We start from the raw sequence: 16,953 nt of genomic DNA on the forward strand, positions 1-16,953 counted from the left end.
ATTTCCTTATTATTCTTGATAAGCCAATTGATAAAGGGCGTAAGTTAATGCTTTTATTCCTTCGACTAAATCTTCAGTTTTAGTGTCTTCTGCTGGATTGTGACTAATGCCTTTGATACTAGGTACAAATAACATCGCGGTTGGCACTCGTGGTGCGAATATTTGCGAATCGTGACCAGCTCCGCTATGCATCACGCGATAGCTTAGATTTTCTTGTTTGCAGATGTTTTCAAGCATTTTGATTAGTTTGTTGTCCATGGGAATTGGTGGTTCATCCATCCAACGATTTATTTCAATTTCAAGACCAAGTTCTTTGGCAATACGTAACATGTCAGCTTCAAGTTCTTCAGTAAATTGCTTCAGGTCTGCTTGATCTGTATGACGGCAATCAATTGTGAACATCACTTCACCAGGAACCACATTAACCACATTCGGTTTTGGCTCGACATGACCGAAGGTTAATACTAGCGGATCGCCTACTTTGATTGCTTTATTAATTGATTCTTGGCAAATTCGGCTAAAGGCGTAGATGGCATCTTTGCGATAGCTCATTGGCGTGGTGCCGGCGTGATTAGCTTCACCAATTAAACGAATATTATAACGACGTTGGCCGACTATGCTGGTAACCACCCCGATGCTTTTTTGTTCTCTTTCCAGCACACCACCTTGTTCGATGTGGATTTCTAAAAAGGCTTTGATATCGGTACGCGCTTTTTGGCTGTTAAATTTGAATCCGCAGTTGCGCATAGCGTCGACAAATTTAATACCATTATTGTCTTCAATTGAGGCAACATCCTCATTATTAGCAATGGCAAATACGTTTTTGCTTCCCCAAAAGACATAAGGAAAGCGACTGCCTTCTTCTTCGGCCATGGAGATAAGTTCTAAGGTGCGTAACGGTTGACCGTAATTTTCTTTAAGGTATTTCATGGCAAGCATAGCGGCAATGATACCAAGCTGACCATCGAGTTTGCCGCCATTGACCACGGTATCAACATGCGATCCCGACATGATGACTTGATCTCTGTATTTGCTACCTTCAAATCGACCATATAAGTTGCCGACATCATCGAAATAGGTGTTCATGCCAATATGTGAGAGTTTTTCTTGGATGGCTTTTTGGGCAGCTAGCCACTCTGCTGTATAAAGTAATCGGGTAGTACCACCTTGTTCTAAACCACCAAAGCTAGATATCCATTTAACGGCATTAGCAACATCATCGTATAAAATATTCATAAATATTTACCTGCTATTTAAAACTCCATCATTGTTAACATCGACTATTTTTGATATTAACCGCGCATATCATTTCGATATTACCGATCATTCTAAATGTTTTTTTGTTTACCATACTATTAATAGCAAATAATAATGTGATCAAACTAGCTTTTTTATGTTTGTGAAATTTAATTAAATTAAGGAGTTATTATTATAAAAAATTTTTTAATAATTCTTTATCATACTGATTTTAAATAATATTATACTTTTGATATCGTTAATGTTTTGTGATGTATTACCTGCTTATTCGGCATTTTTTCCGTAATATATAAATACTATCTAACGTGTAGATTTTTATAATGAGCTTAAAGAGGTTCAAAGTTAATCGCATTTTTCATAATTGAGAGGCCTGTTCTCATGATTCAATCTTTTATAAAAAAGGGAAGCTTTCAAGATTCTGTCAGTTTGATGTTGATATCGAAAAAACTCAGTAATCTTGATGAGGTTGAAGAAGTATCTGTCATGATGGGTACTCCTGCCAATAAATCGTTATTAACCGCAACAGGGTTTTGGAGTGATAGTTTTAATGATGCGACACCAAATGATATTTGCGTCGCTATTAAAACCAAGGATGATGCTAAAGATGTTGTTGAGTTAATCAGTCAACAACTTGAGGATGCTTTAAAAAATATTGCTCAAGCTCAACAAGGTGGTGCCAAGTTACTCAAAGCTAGACGCTTGGCCAGTGCAACAAAAAAATTACCTGATGCAAATTTAGTCTTAATTTCGATTGCAGGTGAGTACGCCGCTGAGTTAGCCGATCAGGCATTAGATGATAATAAAAACGTGATGATCTTTTCTGATAATGTATCTATCGAAGACGAAATCCGTTTAAAAACTAAAGCAGCTAAAAAAGATTTAATTGTGATGGGACCAGATTGTGGAACCGCATTTATTGCCGGTGCACCATTAGCGTTTTCCAATGTTATTCCTAAAGGAAATATTGGCGTAATTGGGGCATCTGGTACTGGTATTCAAGAGGTGGTTTCGCAAATCGCTTTATTAAATCAAGGTATCACGCAAGCCATCGGCTTAGGTGGCCGTGATTTGTCGCTCGAAGTAGGTGGTATTAGTGCGCTTACAGCGTTAAATATGTTAGCGGCCGATGCCGATACCCAAGTGATTACCTTTATCTCTAAACCACCGGCAGAAAGTGTACGGGAAAACGTGATTTCAGCGATGAAATTAATTCCTAAACCAGTAGTAGCGCTATTTTTGGGCTCAAAAATCGATAAACCTCAAGACGATAATATCTATTTTGCCAGAACACTCGATGAAGCCGCACGATTAGCCTGTTTGCTCAGTCCTGTTGAGGCGACAGCCAATAAGTTACCTAATTTAGCCAATAAAACTATTACTGGCTTATATACTGGGGGAACCTTAGCTTCCGAAGCGGCGATGTTGCTTGCTCAGGAACTCGGTTTAACCACCAGTCATCATCACGATAAAGGAATTATGTTAGATCAACAAGGGCATAAAATTATCGATTTAGGTGATGATTTTTATACGGTGGGTAAACCTCATCCAATGATTGATCCTTCTATTCGTGAAGAGGAGATCGCTCAGTTAGGTGATAAACCTGATGTTGGCGTATTACTTGTGGATTTGGTGATTGGCTATGGTGCAAATGGTGATCCAGCTGAATCAGTGATTGCTGGTTATCAAAAAGCCTGTGCTAAGCGAGATGAAAATCATCCACTGATTGTTATCGCGACCGTGACCGGTTCAGAACAAGATCCACAATGCCGTAGCAAGCAAATCGAAGCATTAAAAGCAGCCAATATTGTTGTGATGAATAATTTACCTGAAGCTATTTTGCTTGCCAAAAAACTGATCACACCAACTAAATCAACCAACTTAATTAAAACCTATCTTTTATTAAGTCATATTAGTGTTATCAATGCTGGTTTGAGAAGTTTTGCTGAAGATCTTCAATCATCGAATATTCCTGTTGTGCATTATCAATGGGCGCCAATAGCCGGCGGCAATAAAAAATTAGCGGCTATTTTGCAAAAATTAAATTAAGAGGTTTTGATATGTTAAGTACCGCAATAAATGAAGCAAACCAAAAAATTATTGAAAGAATTAAAGCGGCTAGACCACATTGGGTAGGCGTTGTTGCTGCGAAAGAAGCCGTACCAACCTTAGCGCAAGGTAAAAAACTTTTACATGCTGGTCCGCCGATTATTTGGCATGATATGACTGGACCAATGCAGGGAGCTTGTATTGGTGCCTGCTTGTTTGAAGGTTGGGCGCAAGATGAAAAACAAGCTTTACAGTTATTAGAATCAGGCCAAGTCGAATTTATTCCTTGTCACTCTGTTAATGCGGTTGGTCCGATGGGGGGCATAACCTCAGCCAATATGCCAATGATTGTGGTTGAAAACGTTACCCATGGTAATCGCGCTTACTGCAATTTAAACGAAGGTATTGGTAAAGTGATGCGTTTTGGTGCTTATGGTCAAGAGGTGTTAGATCGTCATCGTTGGATGAAAGAGTCATTAGGACCAGCCTTAAACGATGCTTTAAAGCTGTTTGATAATGGTATCGATTTAACCGCTTTGATGGCACAAGCGATTACCATGGGCGATGAATTCCATCAACGTAATATTGCCGCTTCAGCGTTATTATTAAGAACACTTTCTCCAAAATTAATTTTACTTGACCGCAGTAAAGCAGAAATGGAAAAAATCTTTAGCTTTTTAAGCGTGACAGATCAGTTCTTCCTAAACGTGGCGATGGCATTTTGTAAATCCATTATGGATAGCGCGGCGCAGATTAAAGAAGGGACTATTGTTACCGCAATGACGCGTAATGGTAAAGAATTTGGTATTAAAGTCAGTGGACTTGGCGATCAATGGTTCACCGCTCCAGTAAATACACCGCAAGGACTGTTCTTTACCGGCTATTCGCAACAAGATGCTAACCCAGATATCGGTGATAGTGCCATCACTGAAACCTTTGGAATTGGCGGTGCGGCGATGGTCGCTGCCCCGGGAGTAACTCGCTTTGTTGGCGCGGGTGGTACAGATGCAGCATTTGAAGTATCTGAAGAGATGAGTGAAATTTATCTAGAACATAATATGTTGTTGCAAATTCCGACATGGAACTTTCAAGGATGCTGTTTAGGCTTAGATCTTCGTCTGGTTGTTGAAACGGGGATCACACCATTGATTAATACTGGTATTGCCCATAAACAAGCCGGTATAGGTCAAATTGGCGCAGGAACAGTTAGAGCACCGTTAGCCTGTTTTGAAAAAGCACTCGAGGCATTAGCCAAAAAACTAGAAGTGTAGATTATGAGTTTGCTATATGCCGATGATGAATGCTTAAATAAGCCGATTAATCACACGCGACTAAATATGCACGCTGTTGAGCTTTTTCAACCGCGTGCTATAGCGCAAGCAACGCATATTATCAAACCTCTTTTAGTTAGTGCAGATATTCCGATAGAAGCGGGTGAGTTGTCACTTTTTAGTACTCATCCGCAAACTATTAATTTAATCACTCCAAATCAGCAATTAATCACCATTCATCGTTATAATAATGGTTTATCGCCTATGGGCATGGTGCTTAAATCATCTGATTTTGATGACCTTTTAACGTTTTTATTGGATGGTGAGATACCGCTTTATCAATTACCAACTGGCGAACTGCAAATTGGGCTATATCTCATTTCACTTGCAACACATGTTTGTCAGTTAACTCTTAAAAGTCATTCATTAATTAATAAATCCGATATTGCCAGTCTGTTAAAGCAAATTAACCAACCAACCGGTTTATTTGGTGAATTGAGCAATAATTTAAGTGGCGAGTATCCACCGCAACTTGAAATGTTATGTAGCACTATGAATAATTTAATGAATGGCATCGCTGATGATATTACCCCGTTTATTGGTTTAGGACCGGGTTTAACCCCAAGTTTTGATGATATTATTGTCGGCATGTTGGCAGTTATTTCTGGCGATCATCGATTTACCACTCAAATGCGACAACTAAAATTAGCCTTTGAGCCATTGCCATTAGATTTATTAACTACTAAGGTGAGTGTTAGTTTTTTGACTTATGCACTGCAAGGAAAATTTTCTTTATTGGTGCAACAAGTGATTAAATCATTTGAAAAACATAATTATCGCCATTCATCAATAAAAAATTTAGTGAATTATGGTCACACCTCTGGATCCGATTTGTTACTTGGTATATGGTTAGGTATAGATCGTTTTGTTTTAAGGGATTAAATCATGCTAGATACTGAAACCATGCGAACCTTTATAAAAGTAGTTGAGAGCAATAGCTTTTCTAAAGCGGCTAAGCTACTTTACAAAACACCGGCGGCAATTAGTTATCGTATTAAATCATTAGAAGCGGATCTCAATACTCAGCTTTTTGAGCGCACCACGCGAACCGTGACACTTACGCTAGCAGGACAACATCTTTATGAACAATGTAGTCAATGGTTACTTTGGTTATCAACCATGCCGGAGGAGTTGCAACAAATTCGGGATGGTGTTGAGCGTAAAATTAATATTACCATCAATAATCTGTTATACGATGTTGAAGCGGTAACTGATTTGTTAACGTTTTTAACAGAGAAATTCCCATTCACAACTTTCAATATCAATCGACAAGTCTATATGGGAGTGTGGGATTCTTTATTGCATGGTGAATGCCATTTAGCTATCGGTGCAACGGGTACTGAATCGCTCGATACCATGATTAATATTTTACCTCTTGGTGAAGTGAGTTGGGTGTTTGTGGCGGCAAAACATCATCCTATTACACAAATTGATGGCGCATTATCCAATGATATCTTACGTAAGTATCCAGCAATTAATGTTGAAGATACTTCTGTTCATATGAATAAGCGAGTAGCCTGGTTATTACCAAGTCAATCCGAAATTATTGTGCCAAATATAAACACCAAATTAGCTTGTCATTTAAAAGGATTAGGTATTGGCTTTTTACCAAAATCAATTTGCCAATCATATTTAGAGTCAGGTGAATTGATAGCATGTAAAGTGGTGAATGAACGTAAACCGTCACCATTGTCATTAGCTTGGAAAAAATCCCATATGGGTAAAGTGATGAATGAAATTGTGAATCTATTTAAATTTCATCATCCCATTGCCAACAATTTTTTAAAAAATATAGATAAAAGAAGATGAATCAGTGTAATCTTCAACTAATTAACTCGATATAATAAAGGAAAAAAATAATGTTAGACCTAGATAAATATGACCAAATTAATCCGCCTACGCGACTATTAATGGGACCAGGTCCAATCAATGCTGATCCACGCGTGACTAGAGCGATGGCGGCACCTTTAATTGGTCAGTTTGACCCAGTTATGACTGATTATATGAATCAGACTATGTCACTTTATCGGGATATTTTCAAAACCCAAAATGAACAAACATTTGTTATTGATGGTACCGCAAGAGCCGGTATTGAAGCAGTTCTGGTGTCAACAATTAAACCAGGTGATAAAGTATTAGTGCCAGTATTTGGTCGTTTTGGTCTATTACTTTGTGAAATTGCCCATCGTTGTCGTGCTGATGTGCATACTATTGAAGTGCCATGGGGCGAAGTTTTCGATCCTAATGTGATCGAAGATGCCATCAAAAAAGTTAAACCAAAACTCTTACTTTGTGTACAAGGTGATACCTCAACCACATTATTACAACCACTAGATAAAATTGGTGAAATCTGTCGCCGTCATGGGGTATTGTCTTATGTGGATGCAACTGCATCGATTGTAGGCAATCCACTAGAAGTTGATAAATGGCAACTTGATGGGGTATCAGTTAGCTTACAAAAATGTTTGAGTGGTCCTCCGGGAGTTGCACCTCTTACTCTGAGTCCAAAAATGGTCGAAATTATCCAAGCTCGTAAATGTGTTGAACTTGGTATTCGAGCGGATAATGATGAAGGTGGTCGAGATGAGATGATCTACTCTAACTACTTTGATATTGATATGATTATCCGTTACTGGAGTTCAGAACGTATTAACCACCATACCGAAGCGACTTCAATGCTTTATGCTGCACGTGAATGTGCGCGAATTGTGTTGCAAGAAGGTCTTGATAATGTCATTGAACGTCACCGTATTAATGGGGCGGCGATGGTTGCGGGTTTACAAGCCATGGGACTTAAATTGTTTGGTGATCTGGATCACAAAATGAATAACGTTGTTGGTGTTGTTCGCCCAGAACATATCAACGATCTCGAAGTTCGTAATTTAATGCTAAATGATTTTGGTATTGAAATTGGTGCTTCATTTGGTCCGCTCAAAGGCAATGTATGGCGCATCGGAACTATGGGCTACAATGCTAGAAAATCTTGTGTTATGCAAACATTAACCGCTTTCGAGGCCGTGTTAAATCGGGTTGGCTTTAAAACCACCCAAGGTGCTGGTTTACAAGCGGCTTGGAATGTTTATAACAAATAGTAAATATAATAATAAAAGTTCACTAAAGTGAACGGAATTATACCCATTGGATTTTTGAGCTTTTGATTTACCACGATTAATAGTAATTTGTTGACCTAATTAGCGACAAATTACTATAAAAATACTGCAATTAACAATATGGTAGTTATCAATACGATAGTTATCAAAACGATAGTTATCAATACGGTAATTTTCAATATCATAGTTAAAGATAGAGCAGTAAAAAATAGAGCAGTTAAAAAATGTAGTTGAGAAACTGTAACAAAAATAAGTTAACTGTTGTTCCAAGTTAATTAGGATGACACTATTTAAGGAAATCGTATGAATGAGTTAAATACTAAAATTCCTACCTCTGGGTATAAGCAAAAAAAATGGAAAGGGCGGTATACCATCTTATTACTTTTATGGTCAGGTTGGTTACTTTCATTTCTTGATCGCATGGTCATGAGTGTATCACTGCCTTTTATTGGTCACGACCTTGGTATTGATAAGACTGTGCAAGGTTCTATTATCAGTGCCTTCTTTATTGGTTATGCACTGTTTCAAATTCCCGGTGGTTACTTAGCGGATAAATTTGGCCCGCGTAAAGTGATGGCTTTTGCTATTATTTGGTGGTCAATGTTTACTCTGTTTACTGGGCTTATCTATGTATTGCCTTTAATGTTATTAACCCGATTTATGTTTGGTGCCGGTGAAGGCTGTTTTCCTGCCTCATCTTGGAAAACTATTGCTACTTATTTTCCCGCCAAAGAGCGCGGGCGAGCAACGGCAATTCAATCATCAGTTAATACCTTAGGGCCAGCAATATCCGTAATTGTGGCGGTTGCCATTATTGAATGGTTAGGTTGGCGTGATGTCTTCATCATTCTAAGTATTCCCGGTTTTATATTAGGCTTTTTTATCTACAAATTTATTCGCAACAATCCAACGGAAAATAGGCTGATTGATGCAAATGAACTACAAGAATTAGCAATTAACAACGATAATACCGTTGAAACTGTCACAAATAGTTCGGTTTCATTAATAAATGTATTAAAAATGCCAATACTGTGGAAATTATCGCTAATCTGGTTTCTATTCGACATCACATTTTGGGGCTTCACTACTTGGTTACCAAGTTACTTACTTGAAGCTAGAGGATTGTCACTATCCAAAACCGGCATCTTAGCGGCAATACCTTTTCTATTTGGCGCATTAGGCACCTTAGTTGGCGGTTATTTTGCTGATAAGTTTGCACAAAAATTAAAATATGTCTATGGCTTAACGGCTTTCATCTCGGGAATATTTCTATTTTTGATGTTCCAAGTTGAAAACCTTCAAGCGGCAATGGTCTTCCAATGTGTATCGGCACTATTTATGTTTATTGCATTCGCTATCTTCTGGGGAATGTTAATGCATATGATTCCCCCAGCAATTATGGGTAAAGCCTCAAGCATTGTTAATTTTGGCGGCCAAGTCGCTGGCGTATTATCACCATTCATCATCGGCTTCCTAATCGATAACGCCAATGGTGGTTATAACCATGCCTTCTTATTTATGGTTATAGCGTTAATAAGCTCAGCCATATTGACCTTTTTCATCAAAAAGATGAATATTTAAAGCATTGAAAATGATGAGTTGTAATAGAAAAATACTCAAACCTAGTTTGAGTATTTTTTTGTGTCTTTAAGTAATATTAATTTTTTATAATTAATTGATAAATAAGTAATAATCCATCAAAACTATCCACTTTATAATTGACAAAATGATATAGACTGCTCAATTTTGCACAAAAAACTCAATGAACTTACGTCATGATGCTACCAAAAAGTATTGGAGCAATTCGGTTATTTGTGGGTAAGAGGGATATGATATTTTCTAGTCAATAAGCGTATTTAGTCGAGGAAGTTATCTTATTTTATTCATGTTCTTCAATATTAAAACAGTGAATAGTCACTTTAATATTAGTGATAAGGTATGGACTGCTCAATTATTTTTTACAAAAAACTCAGTAAAAATACGTCATGATGCTACCAAAAAGTATTGGAGCAATTCGGTTATTTGTGGGTAAGAGGGATATGGTATTTTCTTGGCAATAAGCATGATTTAGCGAAGGAAGATATCTTATTTTATTCATGTTCTTTAATATTAAAACAGTGAATAGTCACTTTAATATTAATGAAATGGTATAAACCGCTCAATTATTTTTTACAAAAAACTCAGTAAGATTAGATAACGATGATCCCCAAAAGTATCTGAGCAGTGCGGTTATTTATGGGTAAAGCTAGATATAATATTTTATTGAGAGCCTTATAAGCTTGCCATATTGACCTTTTTATCAAAAAAATGGTCATGTAAGCTGTCGATGATAAGAAATGATAGAAAAATACTCAAACCTAGTTTGAGTATTTTTTTGTGATGAATAATAGAGATGAAAGTGAAAAACTCGCTAAGCCACCACACCAACAGTTAGTAATATATTGGCGAATCGCCGATTTTCACCGGTTGCAATAACTAACAATGTATCGTTTGATTTAGCTAATGAATAAAATTCATTACGTGCAACATGTGCTATTTCTACTGCTTCAGGGAGTAGTTTTTTGTATTCTGCTTCAATTTCATTAACAAAATCAGCAGGGCTTTCCATTAAAACGGCTTTTTCAACATTAATATATTTTAAGATTTTTTCGAGAATCAATGTACTTTTAATCTCACCCACACAGAAATTAAGATAGACAATTGTGGCATGAGGTGAAGAGTTTGTCACAAAAGAATAATTACTGTCGGCAATTAATATATTGGTTTTATGTCCGCATTTTGCTAATGTTTCTAATAGCTGCGGATGAAGAATTTCAGTTTTTATCATACAAATTTCCTTGTTTCTTGACATAACTTTGCATTATGTCAAGTTAACTAATTACATTCTATAAACTCCACCATTAATATCGATTGTCGCGCCAGAAACAAAACCGTCGTATTCTGATGCTAAAAATTTAATAACCCGCGCGACGTCTTCAGAACTACCAGCTCGACCTAATGGAATGGATCTGATGGTTTCATCTGCTGATTCTTTAGTGGTATGCTGATTGTGAAAACGAGTACCAAGAATAAGACCAGGCGCAACAGCATTAACTCGGATACCATGCTCACCAAGTTCTGCAGCTAATGACCGCGTCCAAGTTAAAACCGCACCTTTGGTCATTGAGTAAACTAATGAACCAGCATGACCACCAGATCGACCAGCTAACGACGCTAGATTGATAATACTAGCACCATCTTTAGCTTGTTTTAAATATGGTAGTGCATTTTGGGTAACATTTAACATGGTAGTCATATTGACATCAATTACGGTTTGCCAAAATTGTTTATCAATTTCACCTAACCATTTTCTGGCAATAATTCCGCCAACATTATTGATAAGAATATCAATGCCACCTAAAAATTCTGCTGCCGCATTAACACATTGTTGCGTTTCTTCTTCTTTGGTTAAATCTGCATAGCCATATTCAGCTCTTTGACCTAATTTATTGGCTAGCTCAACTAACTCTTTAGGGCCTTCTTCGCCACTAAAATAGTGCAGGTAAACATCACAACCGGCTTCAATCAGCTCTTTGGCTGTTGCTTTGCCGATACCTTGTTCTGCACCTGTAATAAATACTTTTTTACCAGATAACTTACCCATTTTTATCTCCTTTTAGATAATTTATGTGAAATAAAATTTGACTGTTACTGGTAACGGGATGAGTTTTAAATTATATAGCCAAATTTTTTAGAAAATGTGACATAAATCACAGAATAAAATAATTGTATTTTTATCAAAATAGTAGCTTTGGTCGATCAAGCTAGGTTGTAACAAGTAATTAACTAAAACGTTACAGTTATATTATTTCTCTTAAATATGATCTAAATCACACATTTAACATTTTCTTAAAAAACTTGTTTACTAATTTATCTAATTGAAATTATAGTTAACTATAACGTTACAGTAAAACGTTATAGCTGGTACGGGATGAAAAAATTTTTTGCAATTAATCTAAGTTAAGGTTTTTAATATGAATAATTTAAAACAGCTATCAACAAAAATTATAACTGGCGCAGTATTGTGCTTGTCATCTTTTGCATTGGTTCCGCAAATATCTTATGCGGCACCTCAAGTTAATGTCAGAGTTTATTCTTCCCTACCTGAAAACGATAATTCTGCTCATTATATATGGTATGCCAGCTTCAAAGAAAATTTAGCCAAACGAGTAAATGATAAAGTTAAATTTAGCTATTTTCCTAATGCCATGTTAGGTAAAGAAGCCGATGCTGCACAACAGGTAAAAATTGGTGCAATTGATATCATGATTTCGGGTACATCTATTTGGTCTACGATTGTACCAGAGATAGGTATTCTTGATTCAGGTTATTTATTTAATGATATGGATCATGTCGGTCGTTCATTAGATGGTGATGCGGGTACTAAACTTGCTTCAATTATGCAAACAAAAGCCAATATTAAAGTATTAGGATTTGGTTATAGCTTGGGCGCAAGAAATATCTATACCAAAAAACCAGTCAATCAACCGGAAGATTTGAATAGCCTTAAAATTAGAGCACTTCCGGTACCTAACTTCCTTGAAACCATAAAAAGTATGGGTGCCGTGCCAATTCCTATGCCTGGTGGTGAAGTTTATTCTGGCTTACAGATGGGGGTTATTGATGGTGTTGAACACGATGCACCGACTGTTTTGACCAGTAAATATTATGAACAAACTAAAAACGCTATTTTAAGTCAACACATTTATAACCCAATCGTAGCGGTAATGAATAAAAATGCTTTTGAACGTCTTCCAGCTGAACTTAAAGAGGATTTTATTGCGGCAGCTAAAGAGGCAACCGATCATGAAAGAAGTTTATCGGCAAGTTCTGAACAAAAAGCTATCGATGAACTTAAATCACTAGGTGTCAATTTTGTTACTGTGGATAGAGCTTATTACAAAGAAAAAACAAAACATGTGCATGAAGATTTTGTTAAAAAATATCCACAAACAAAAGAAATTGTAGAATTTATTCAATCAATTGAATAATTTAGAGTGTTGTCAGGAGAAAGTTATGTCAGATATTACTGGTACAAACACATTACTTGTTCCAGTGATATCCCCATTAAGTCGATTTTTAACAAAAATAACTGCGATTTTAGGGGGATTATCACTCTTTATTAATGTTCTTGTGGTATTTTCATCGGTTATATTTCGCTATGCTTTCCATTCACCTTTAGAGTGGGCGGAAGAGGTAGCTAGAGCATTAATGATAGCGTTAGTCTTTTTCGGTGTTGCCACTTCTTCAGGCAGAGGTGGGCATATAGGGATAGATTTATTTTTAGGATTATTACCTAGCTCGCTAAGAGCCTATGTTGTGCATAGTACTCGGTGGATTTTAGTCTTTGTCTCAATTGGTCTGGTCATCTCAAGTTATGATTTGGTTTATATATCGTTAGAACAAACAACTGAAACCGGCATGCCGTTAGCATTATTTTATATACCGGTATTTATTGGCGCTATAGTCATGTTTGTTGCAACGTTAGAACATGTATTTCAACAAGAAAAGAAAATAGTATTGAGAAGTGGTATTGGCGTTTTAGGGTTAATTGTTATTGGTTTTACTACTTATTCATTATTTCCTGAATTAGAGTCATTACCAGCCTTTTTTATGTTTGCTTGTTTTTTCTTAGGAATTATAGCTGGGATTCCGATAGCCTTTACTTTGGGTCTATCTTCGATGGTATTTTTCTTAAGTAATCCAACTTTACCATTTGTATTTTTCGCCCAACAAGTTTCGGCAGGTGTAGACCATTTCGTATTATTAGCGATACCATTTTTCTTACTTGCTGGTTCGGCAATGGAAATCAATGGTATGTCTTCTCGTTTAGTCGAATTTATTGTTAGAGGAATGGGTAGATTCAAAGGCGGTTTGAATATGACAACCGTGTTATCCATGGCCTTTTTTTCCGGTATTTCTGGTTCGAAATTAGCTGATGTAGCCGCAGTCGGTGGCGTATTAATGCCAGCGGTAAAAAGAACAAAGCAGAGTCGCGAAGATGCAGCCGGTGTATTTGCCGCCTCAGCGGTAATGGCTGAATCAATCCCACCTTGTGTTAATCTGATCGTTATGGGCTTTGTTGCCAATATTTCAATTGGTGCTTTATTTATTGCCGGTATAGTACCAGCCGTATGTTTGTTAATTATTTTATTAATCACGGCTAATATTTTTGGAAAGAAAATTAATGTATCGGATGCTTATCCTGTTCTTATGCCTAAAAAACAGTTAATCCTTGGTGCAGCTGTTGGGTTATTAATGATTCTTATGATTGGTCGTGGTGTGGTGGCCGGAATTGCAACATCAACAGAAATCTCGGCTTTTGCTGTGGTTTACGCTATAGTCGTTGGTCGCATTGCATTTAGAGAATTAACCTTAAAAGCAACCATCAAATTGTTTATTGATATGTCAGCCATGTCAGGGATGTTGTTATTTATTGTTGCCTCAGCAACAAGTTTATCCTACGCATTAACCATTGAGATGATCCCGCAAAAATGTGCTGATATCTTGGTATCTATCGGTACTAATCATGGCGCATGGTTATTTTTAATCTTATCGATTTTAATACTCATTGTATTTGGTTCAGTATTAGAAGGTGCACCAGCATTAATTATATTTGCTCCAATTCTGGTACCAATTGCAATTCAATTAGGATTCCATCCATTACATTATGGTATAGTAATGGTTTTTGCTATGGGTTTTGGATTGTTCTCGCCGCCTATTGGATTAGGGCTCTATGCTACCTGTACCATTTGTGGAGTAACAATGAAAGATGTTATGAAACCTATGCTTAAATATCAGATGGTAATATTTGTTGGAATAATCTTAGTCGCTTTATTCCCATTTATTACAACATGGTTACCTAACATAATGGGATATTAATATCATCAATTTGCTAGTTAAGTATTACTTAATTAGCAAATTAATTTTTAATCAACCAGTGTAATTGTAAACAACTTGATTAACATAATTACCATCTTTATTTATACTCATCTTTTAAAATAAGTTCAGTTGTTAGTAAACTTTTTGTATAGTGTATTTTATCTAAAAGCGTATAAAAATCTTTAAGGAATTTAGTATGGTTGACATTCGCGATGTTGCTAAACATGCCGGCGTCTCTGTAAGTACTGTCTCTAATGTATTAAATGGCCGAATAGACCAAATGCGAAAAGAAACATTAAAGCGTATAGAAGAGAGTATCAAAGTATTAAAATATCATCCGAATAAACTTGCACAACAATTGAAAACTGGACATGTAAAGATGTTAGGGATATTAGTTCCTTCCATCATGAATCCAAATTTTGCTGCCTTAGTTAACAACATTGAATCAATAGCTAAAGAAAAATATGGTTATCAAGTCCTATTGGCCAACACTTCTCGTCAAGATAAACAAGAAAAATTGTTTCTCAATGATCTGCTGTCTTTTGGGGTTAAAGGTGTCATAGTGGTTTCATCGTCAATTGAAAAGAAACATTTTATTAACGCCATTAATAAAGGGATGGTGATGGTAAATTATGACGGATTAACTTCAGAGGAAGCTCATAACAACAAAAAAATTCTGATTGATAGTATTTCAATGGATAATTTTCAAGCAGGAAAGCTTGCAGCAGATTTTTTATTACAGCAAGGGTGCAAAAATATTGTCTTTGCAACGATAAAAGGAAATATTACCAGTCGGAATAACAAAATATTAGGTTTTTTAGATAGTTTAAAAAATGCTGGTTTAAGTACCAAAAATCGTATTATTGAAGGCACGGCGCAATTCGCTTATGGTGATAGTGAATTAGCGGAAATAGGTAAATTATTGGCAAATGAAATTATCAAAAACAACAAAACGCTGCCAGATGGAATAGTCGCTATTAACGATATGTTAGCGATAGGTATTATTTCTGAATTAACTCGCTTAGGCGTGAAAATCCCACAAGATATCTCCGTTATTGGTATCGATAATATGTTTTTAGATACCCTGTTTAGTCCGTCATTAACATCGATAGCTTCACCATTATCGGATATGGCAACATTAATGGTTGATCGCCTAATTGCAATGCTTAATGGCGATAAAATCGAACCTCGCGAGTTTCTATTTAAACCTTATTTAGTTAAACGAGAATCGGTACGTTATTAATATCAATCAATAAGAATATGAATAGTTCGTGGTATTAGTTCATATTCTTAATTTTAGACTGACTGAAGATTTAAAATGACCATCAACGGTAAAAATAGATCACAATTGACCTAAAAAATTGAGGGGCAGGGTATCTAGCCTCTCGATATGCATCAATCTTTTAATCAAGAATAATAATCAAGTTAAATAATAAGTTGCAATATTTTGCTTAAAAGTTATTATATTTCTAACACTTATTTATGGATAGGACTGTGTATGCGCAACTCTTTTTTTTCTGTTATTTTATCTTCATTGTTATTATTAATCTCTTCATTTAGTTTTGCTAGCGAGCAAACTTATGTGGTTGGTGCTGGTGGAACCTATCGACCCTTTGAATACGAAAATAGTGATAAACAATTAGAAGGTTTTGATATTGATCTTATTAAAGCGATTGCTGAAGTACAAAACTTCAACATCAAATTAATCAACACGCCGTGGGAAGGTATTTTTGCTACCTTAGATAACGGTGAGCGAGATATCATCATTTCAGGTATTACGATTACGGATAAACGTAAAAATTCTGTCGATTTTTCATTGCCTTATTTTCCTGCTGAACAAGTTATCGTTTCGCAAAAATCAACTGAAATTAAATCAATTAATGATTTAAGTAGTCATACTGTTGGTGTAGTTAACGGTAGTACCGCTGATGTAGTTGTTTCTAAAGTATTAGGTAAAAATAGTACGGCAATCAAACGTTTTGATAATACTCCGTTGTTACTTCAAGAACTTTATGAAGAAGGCATTAGTGCCGCGGTTGGTGATGTTGGTGTAGTTAAGTTTTATATCAAAATGCATCCCGGCAAAGATTTTAATTTAGTTTATGATGATACGTTTGAATCGCAATACTTTGGTATAGCCGTCGCTAAAGGTAATAGTGAGCTACGTAATAGCATCAATGAAGGACTTAAAAAGATTGTTGCAAACGGGACTTACGCTTCAATTTATAAAAAATGGTTCGATAGCAATGTTCCATCTTTACCATTAGATTCTAAAGAGTAAAGTGGAA

General features: G+C 36.2%; 13 protein-coding genes. 10 read left to right on the forward strand and 3 right to left on the reverse strand.

Features of this window, described 5'->3' with window-relative positions; translation table 11 throughout:
- Positions 1 to 9: 9 nt before the first annotated feature.
- On the reverse strand, positions 10 to 1,236 hold the full coding sequence (allC, locus tag DKK70_RS06755; protein ID WP_110433304.1) for an allantoate deiminase: 1,227 nt from the start codon (positions 1,234 to 1,236) through the stop codon (positions 10 to 12).
- Positions 1,237 to 1,635: 399 nt separating this feature from the next.
- Here allC and DKK70_RS06760 point away from each other — a divergent pair, with 399 nt between their 5' ends.
- The 6 genes from DKK70_RS06760 (at position 1,636) to DKK70_RS06785 (ending at position 9,325) form a co-directional block, all read left to right on the forward strand.
- Positions 1,636 to 3,303, forward strand: coding sequence for an acyl-CoA synthetase FdrA (locus DKK70_RS06760; RefSeq protein WP_110433305.1), 1,668 nt, complete (start codon positions 1,636 to 1,638; stop codon positions 3,301 to 3,303).
- A gap of 11 nt (positions 3,304 to 3,314) precedes the next feature.
- Positions 3,315 to 4,574: a DUF1116 domain-containing protein gene (locus DKK70_RS06765; RefSeq protein ID WP_110433306.1), complete on the forward strand. Its 1,260-nt coding sequence runs from the start codon at positions 3,315 to 3,317 to the stop codon at positions 4,572 to 4,574.
- 3 nt (positions 4,575 to 4,577) lie between these two features.
- Positions 4,578 to 5,516: a DUF2877 domain-containing protein gene (locus DKK70_RS06770; protein WP_110433307.1), complete on the forward strand. Its 939-nt coding sequence runs from the start codon at positions 4,578 to 4,580 to the stop codon at positions 5,514 to 5,516.
- 3 nt (positions 5,517 to 5,519) lie between these two features.
- Positions 5,520 to 6,443, forward strand: coding sequence for an HTH-type transcriptional activator AllS (allS, locus tag DKK70_RS06775; RefSeq protein ID WP_110433308.1), 924 nt, complete (start codon positions 5,520 to 5,522; stop codon positions 6,441 to 6,443).
- A gap of 50 nt (positions 6,444 to 6,493) precedes the next feature.
- The gene (locus DKK70_RS06780; protein WP_110423257.1) at positions 6,494 to 7,726 is read left to right on the forward strand and encodes a pyridoxal-phosphate-dependent aminotransferase family protein; all 1,233 of its coding nucleotides are present in this window, start codon (positions 6,494 to 6,496) and stop codon (positions 7,724 to 7,726) included.
- A 321-nt stretch (positions 7,727 to 8,047) separates the two neighbouring features.
- Complete coding sequence (locus DKK70_RS06785) at positions 8,048 to 9,325, forward strand: MFS transporter (protein ID WP_110433309.1); 1,278 nt, start codon at positions 8,048 to 8,050, stop codon at positions 9,323 to 9,325.
- An 829-nt stretch (positions 9,326 to 10,154) separates the two neighbouring features.
- Here the strand turns inward: DKK70_RS06785 and DKK70_RS06790 are convergent.
- A complete protein-coding gene (locus tag DKK70_RS06790) occupies positions 10,155 to 10,571 on the reverse strand; it encodes an RbsD/FucU family protein (RefSeq protein WP_110433310.1) in 417 nt (138 codons plus the stop codon).
- A gap of 51 nt (positions 10,572 to 10,622) precedes the next feature.
- Entirely contained in the window at positions 10,623 to 11,387 is a 765-nt protein-coding gene (locus DKK70_RS06795; RefSeq protein ID WP_110433311.1) for an SDR family NAD(P)-dependent oxidoreductase, read from the reverse strand.
- Positions 11,388 to 11,757: 370 nt separating this feature from the next.
- Here DKK70_RS06795 and DKK70_RS06800 point away from each other — a divergent pair, with 370 nt between their 5' ends.
- The 4 genes from DKK70_RS06800 (at position 11,758) to DKK70_RS06815 (ending at position 16,946) form a co-directional block, all read left to right on the forward strand.
- The gene (locus DKK70_RS06800; protein WP_110423261.1) at positions 11,758 to 12,774 is read left to right on the forward strand and encodes a TRAP transporter substrate-binding protein; all 1,017 of its coding nucleotides are present in this window, start codon (positions 11,758 to 11,760) and stop codon (positions 12,772 to 12,774) included.
- A 25-nt stretch (positions 12,775 to 12,799) separates the two neighbouring features.
- Positions 12,800 to 14,665, forward strand: a complete 1,866-nt coding sequence (locus DKK70_RS06805) for a TRAP transporter large permease (RefSeq protein ID WP_086359710.1) — start codon at positions 12,800 to 12,802, stop codon at positions 14,663 to 14,665.
- Positions 14,666 to 14,861: 196 nt separating this feature from the next.
- A complete protein-coding gene (locus tag DKK70_RS06810; RefSeq protein ID WP_110433312.1) occupies positions 14,862 to 15,908 on the forward strand; it encodes a LacI family DNA-binding transcriptional regulator in 1,047 nt (348 codons plus the stop codon).
- A gap of 255 nt (positions 15,909 to 16,163) precedes the next feature.
- A complete protein-coding gene (locus DKK70_RS06815; protein ID WP_110433313.1) occupies positions 16,164 to 16,946 on the forward strand; it encodes a basic amino acid ABC transporter substrate-binding protein in 783 nt (260 codons plus the stop codon).
- The last annotated feature ends 7 nt before the right edge of the window (positions 16,947 to 16,953 follow it).

The sequence above is a fragment of the Gilliamella apicola genome, from assembly GCF_003202655.1.
Taxonomy (GTDB): Bacteria; Pseudomonadota; Gammaproteobacteria; order Enterobacterales; family Orbaceae; genus Gilliamella; species Gilliamella apicola_R.

Excerpts from the sequence above, each read along its gene's own strand:
- DKK70_RS06815 (WP_110433313.1), top strand. The coding sequence starts at position 16,164 with ATGCGCAACTCTTTTTTTTCTGTTATTTTATCTTCATTGTTATTATTA.
- DKK70_RS06780 (WP_110423257.1), top strand. The coding sequence starts at position 6,494 with ATGTTAGACCTAGATAAATATGACCAAATTAATCCGCCTACGCGACTA.
- allS (WP_110433308.1), top strand. The coding sequence starts at position 5,520 with ATGCTAGATACTGAAACCATGCGAACCTTTATAAAAGTAGTTGAGAGC.
- DKK70_RS06795 (WP_110433311.1), bottom strand. The coding sequence starts at position 11,387 with ATGGGTAAGTTATCTGGTAAAAAAGTATTTATTACAGGTGCAGAACAA.
- DKK70_RS06760 (WP_110433305.1), top strand. The coding sequence starts at position 1,636 with ATGATTCAATCTTTTATAAAAAAGGGAAGCTTTCAAGATTCTGTCAGT.
- DKK70_RS06790 (WP_110433310.1), bottom strand. The coding sequence starts at position 10,571 with ATGATAAAAACTGAAATTCTTCATCCGCAGCTATTAGAAACATTAGCA.
- DKK70_RS06805 (WP_086359710.1), top strand. The coding sequence starts at position 12,800 with ATGTCAGATATTACTGGTACAAACACATTACTTGTTCCAGTGATATCC.
- DKK70_RS06785 (WP_110433309.1), top strand. The coding sequence starts at position 8,048 with ATGAATGAGTTAAATACTAAAATTCCTACCTCTGGGTATAAGCAAAAA.
- DKK70_RS06765 (WP_110433306.1), top strand. The coding sequence starts at position 3,315 with ATGTTAAGTACCGCAATAAATGAAGCAAACCAAAAAATTATTGAAAGA.
- DKK70_RS06770 (WP_110433307.1), top strand. The coding sequence starts at position 4,578 with ATGAGTTTGCTATATGCCGATGATGAATGCTTAAATAAGCCGATTAAT.
- DKK70_RS06810 (WP_110433312.1), top strand. The coding sequence starts at position 14,862 with ATGGTTGACATTCGCGATGTTGCTAAACATGCCGGCGTCTCTGTAAGT.
- DKK70_RS06800 (WP_110423261.1), top strand. The coding sequence starts at position 11,758 with ATGAATAATTTAAAACAGCTATCAACAAAAATTATAACTGGCGCAGTA.
- allC (WP_110433304.1), bottom strand. The coding sequence starts at position 1,236 with ATGAATATTTTATACGATGATGTTGCTAATGCCGTTAAATGGATATCT.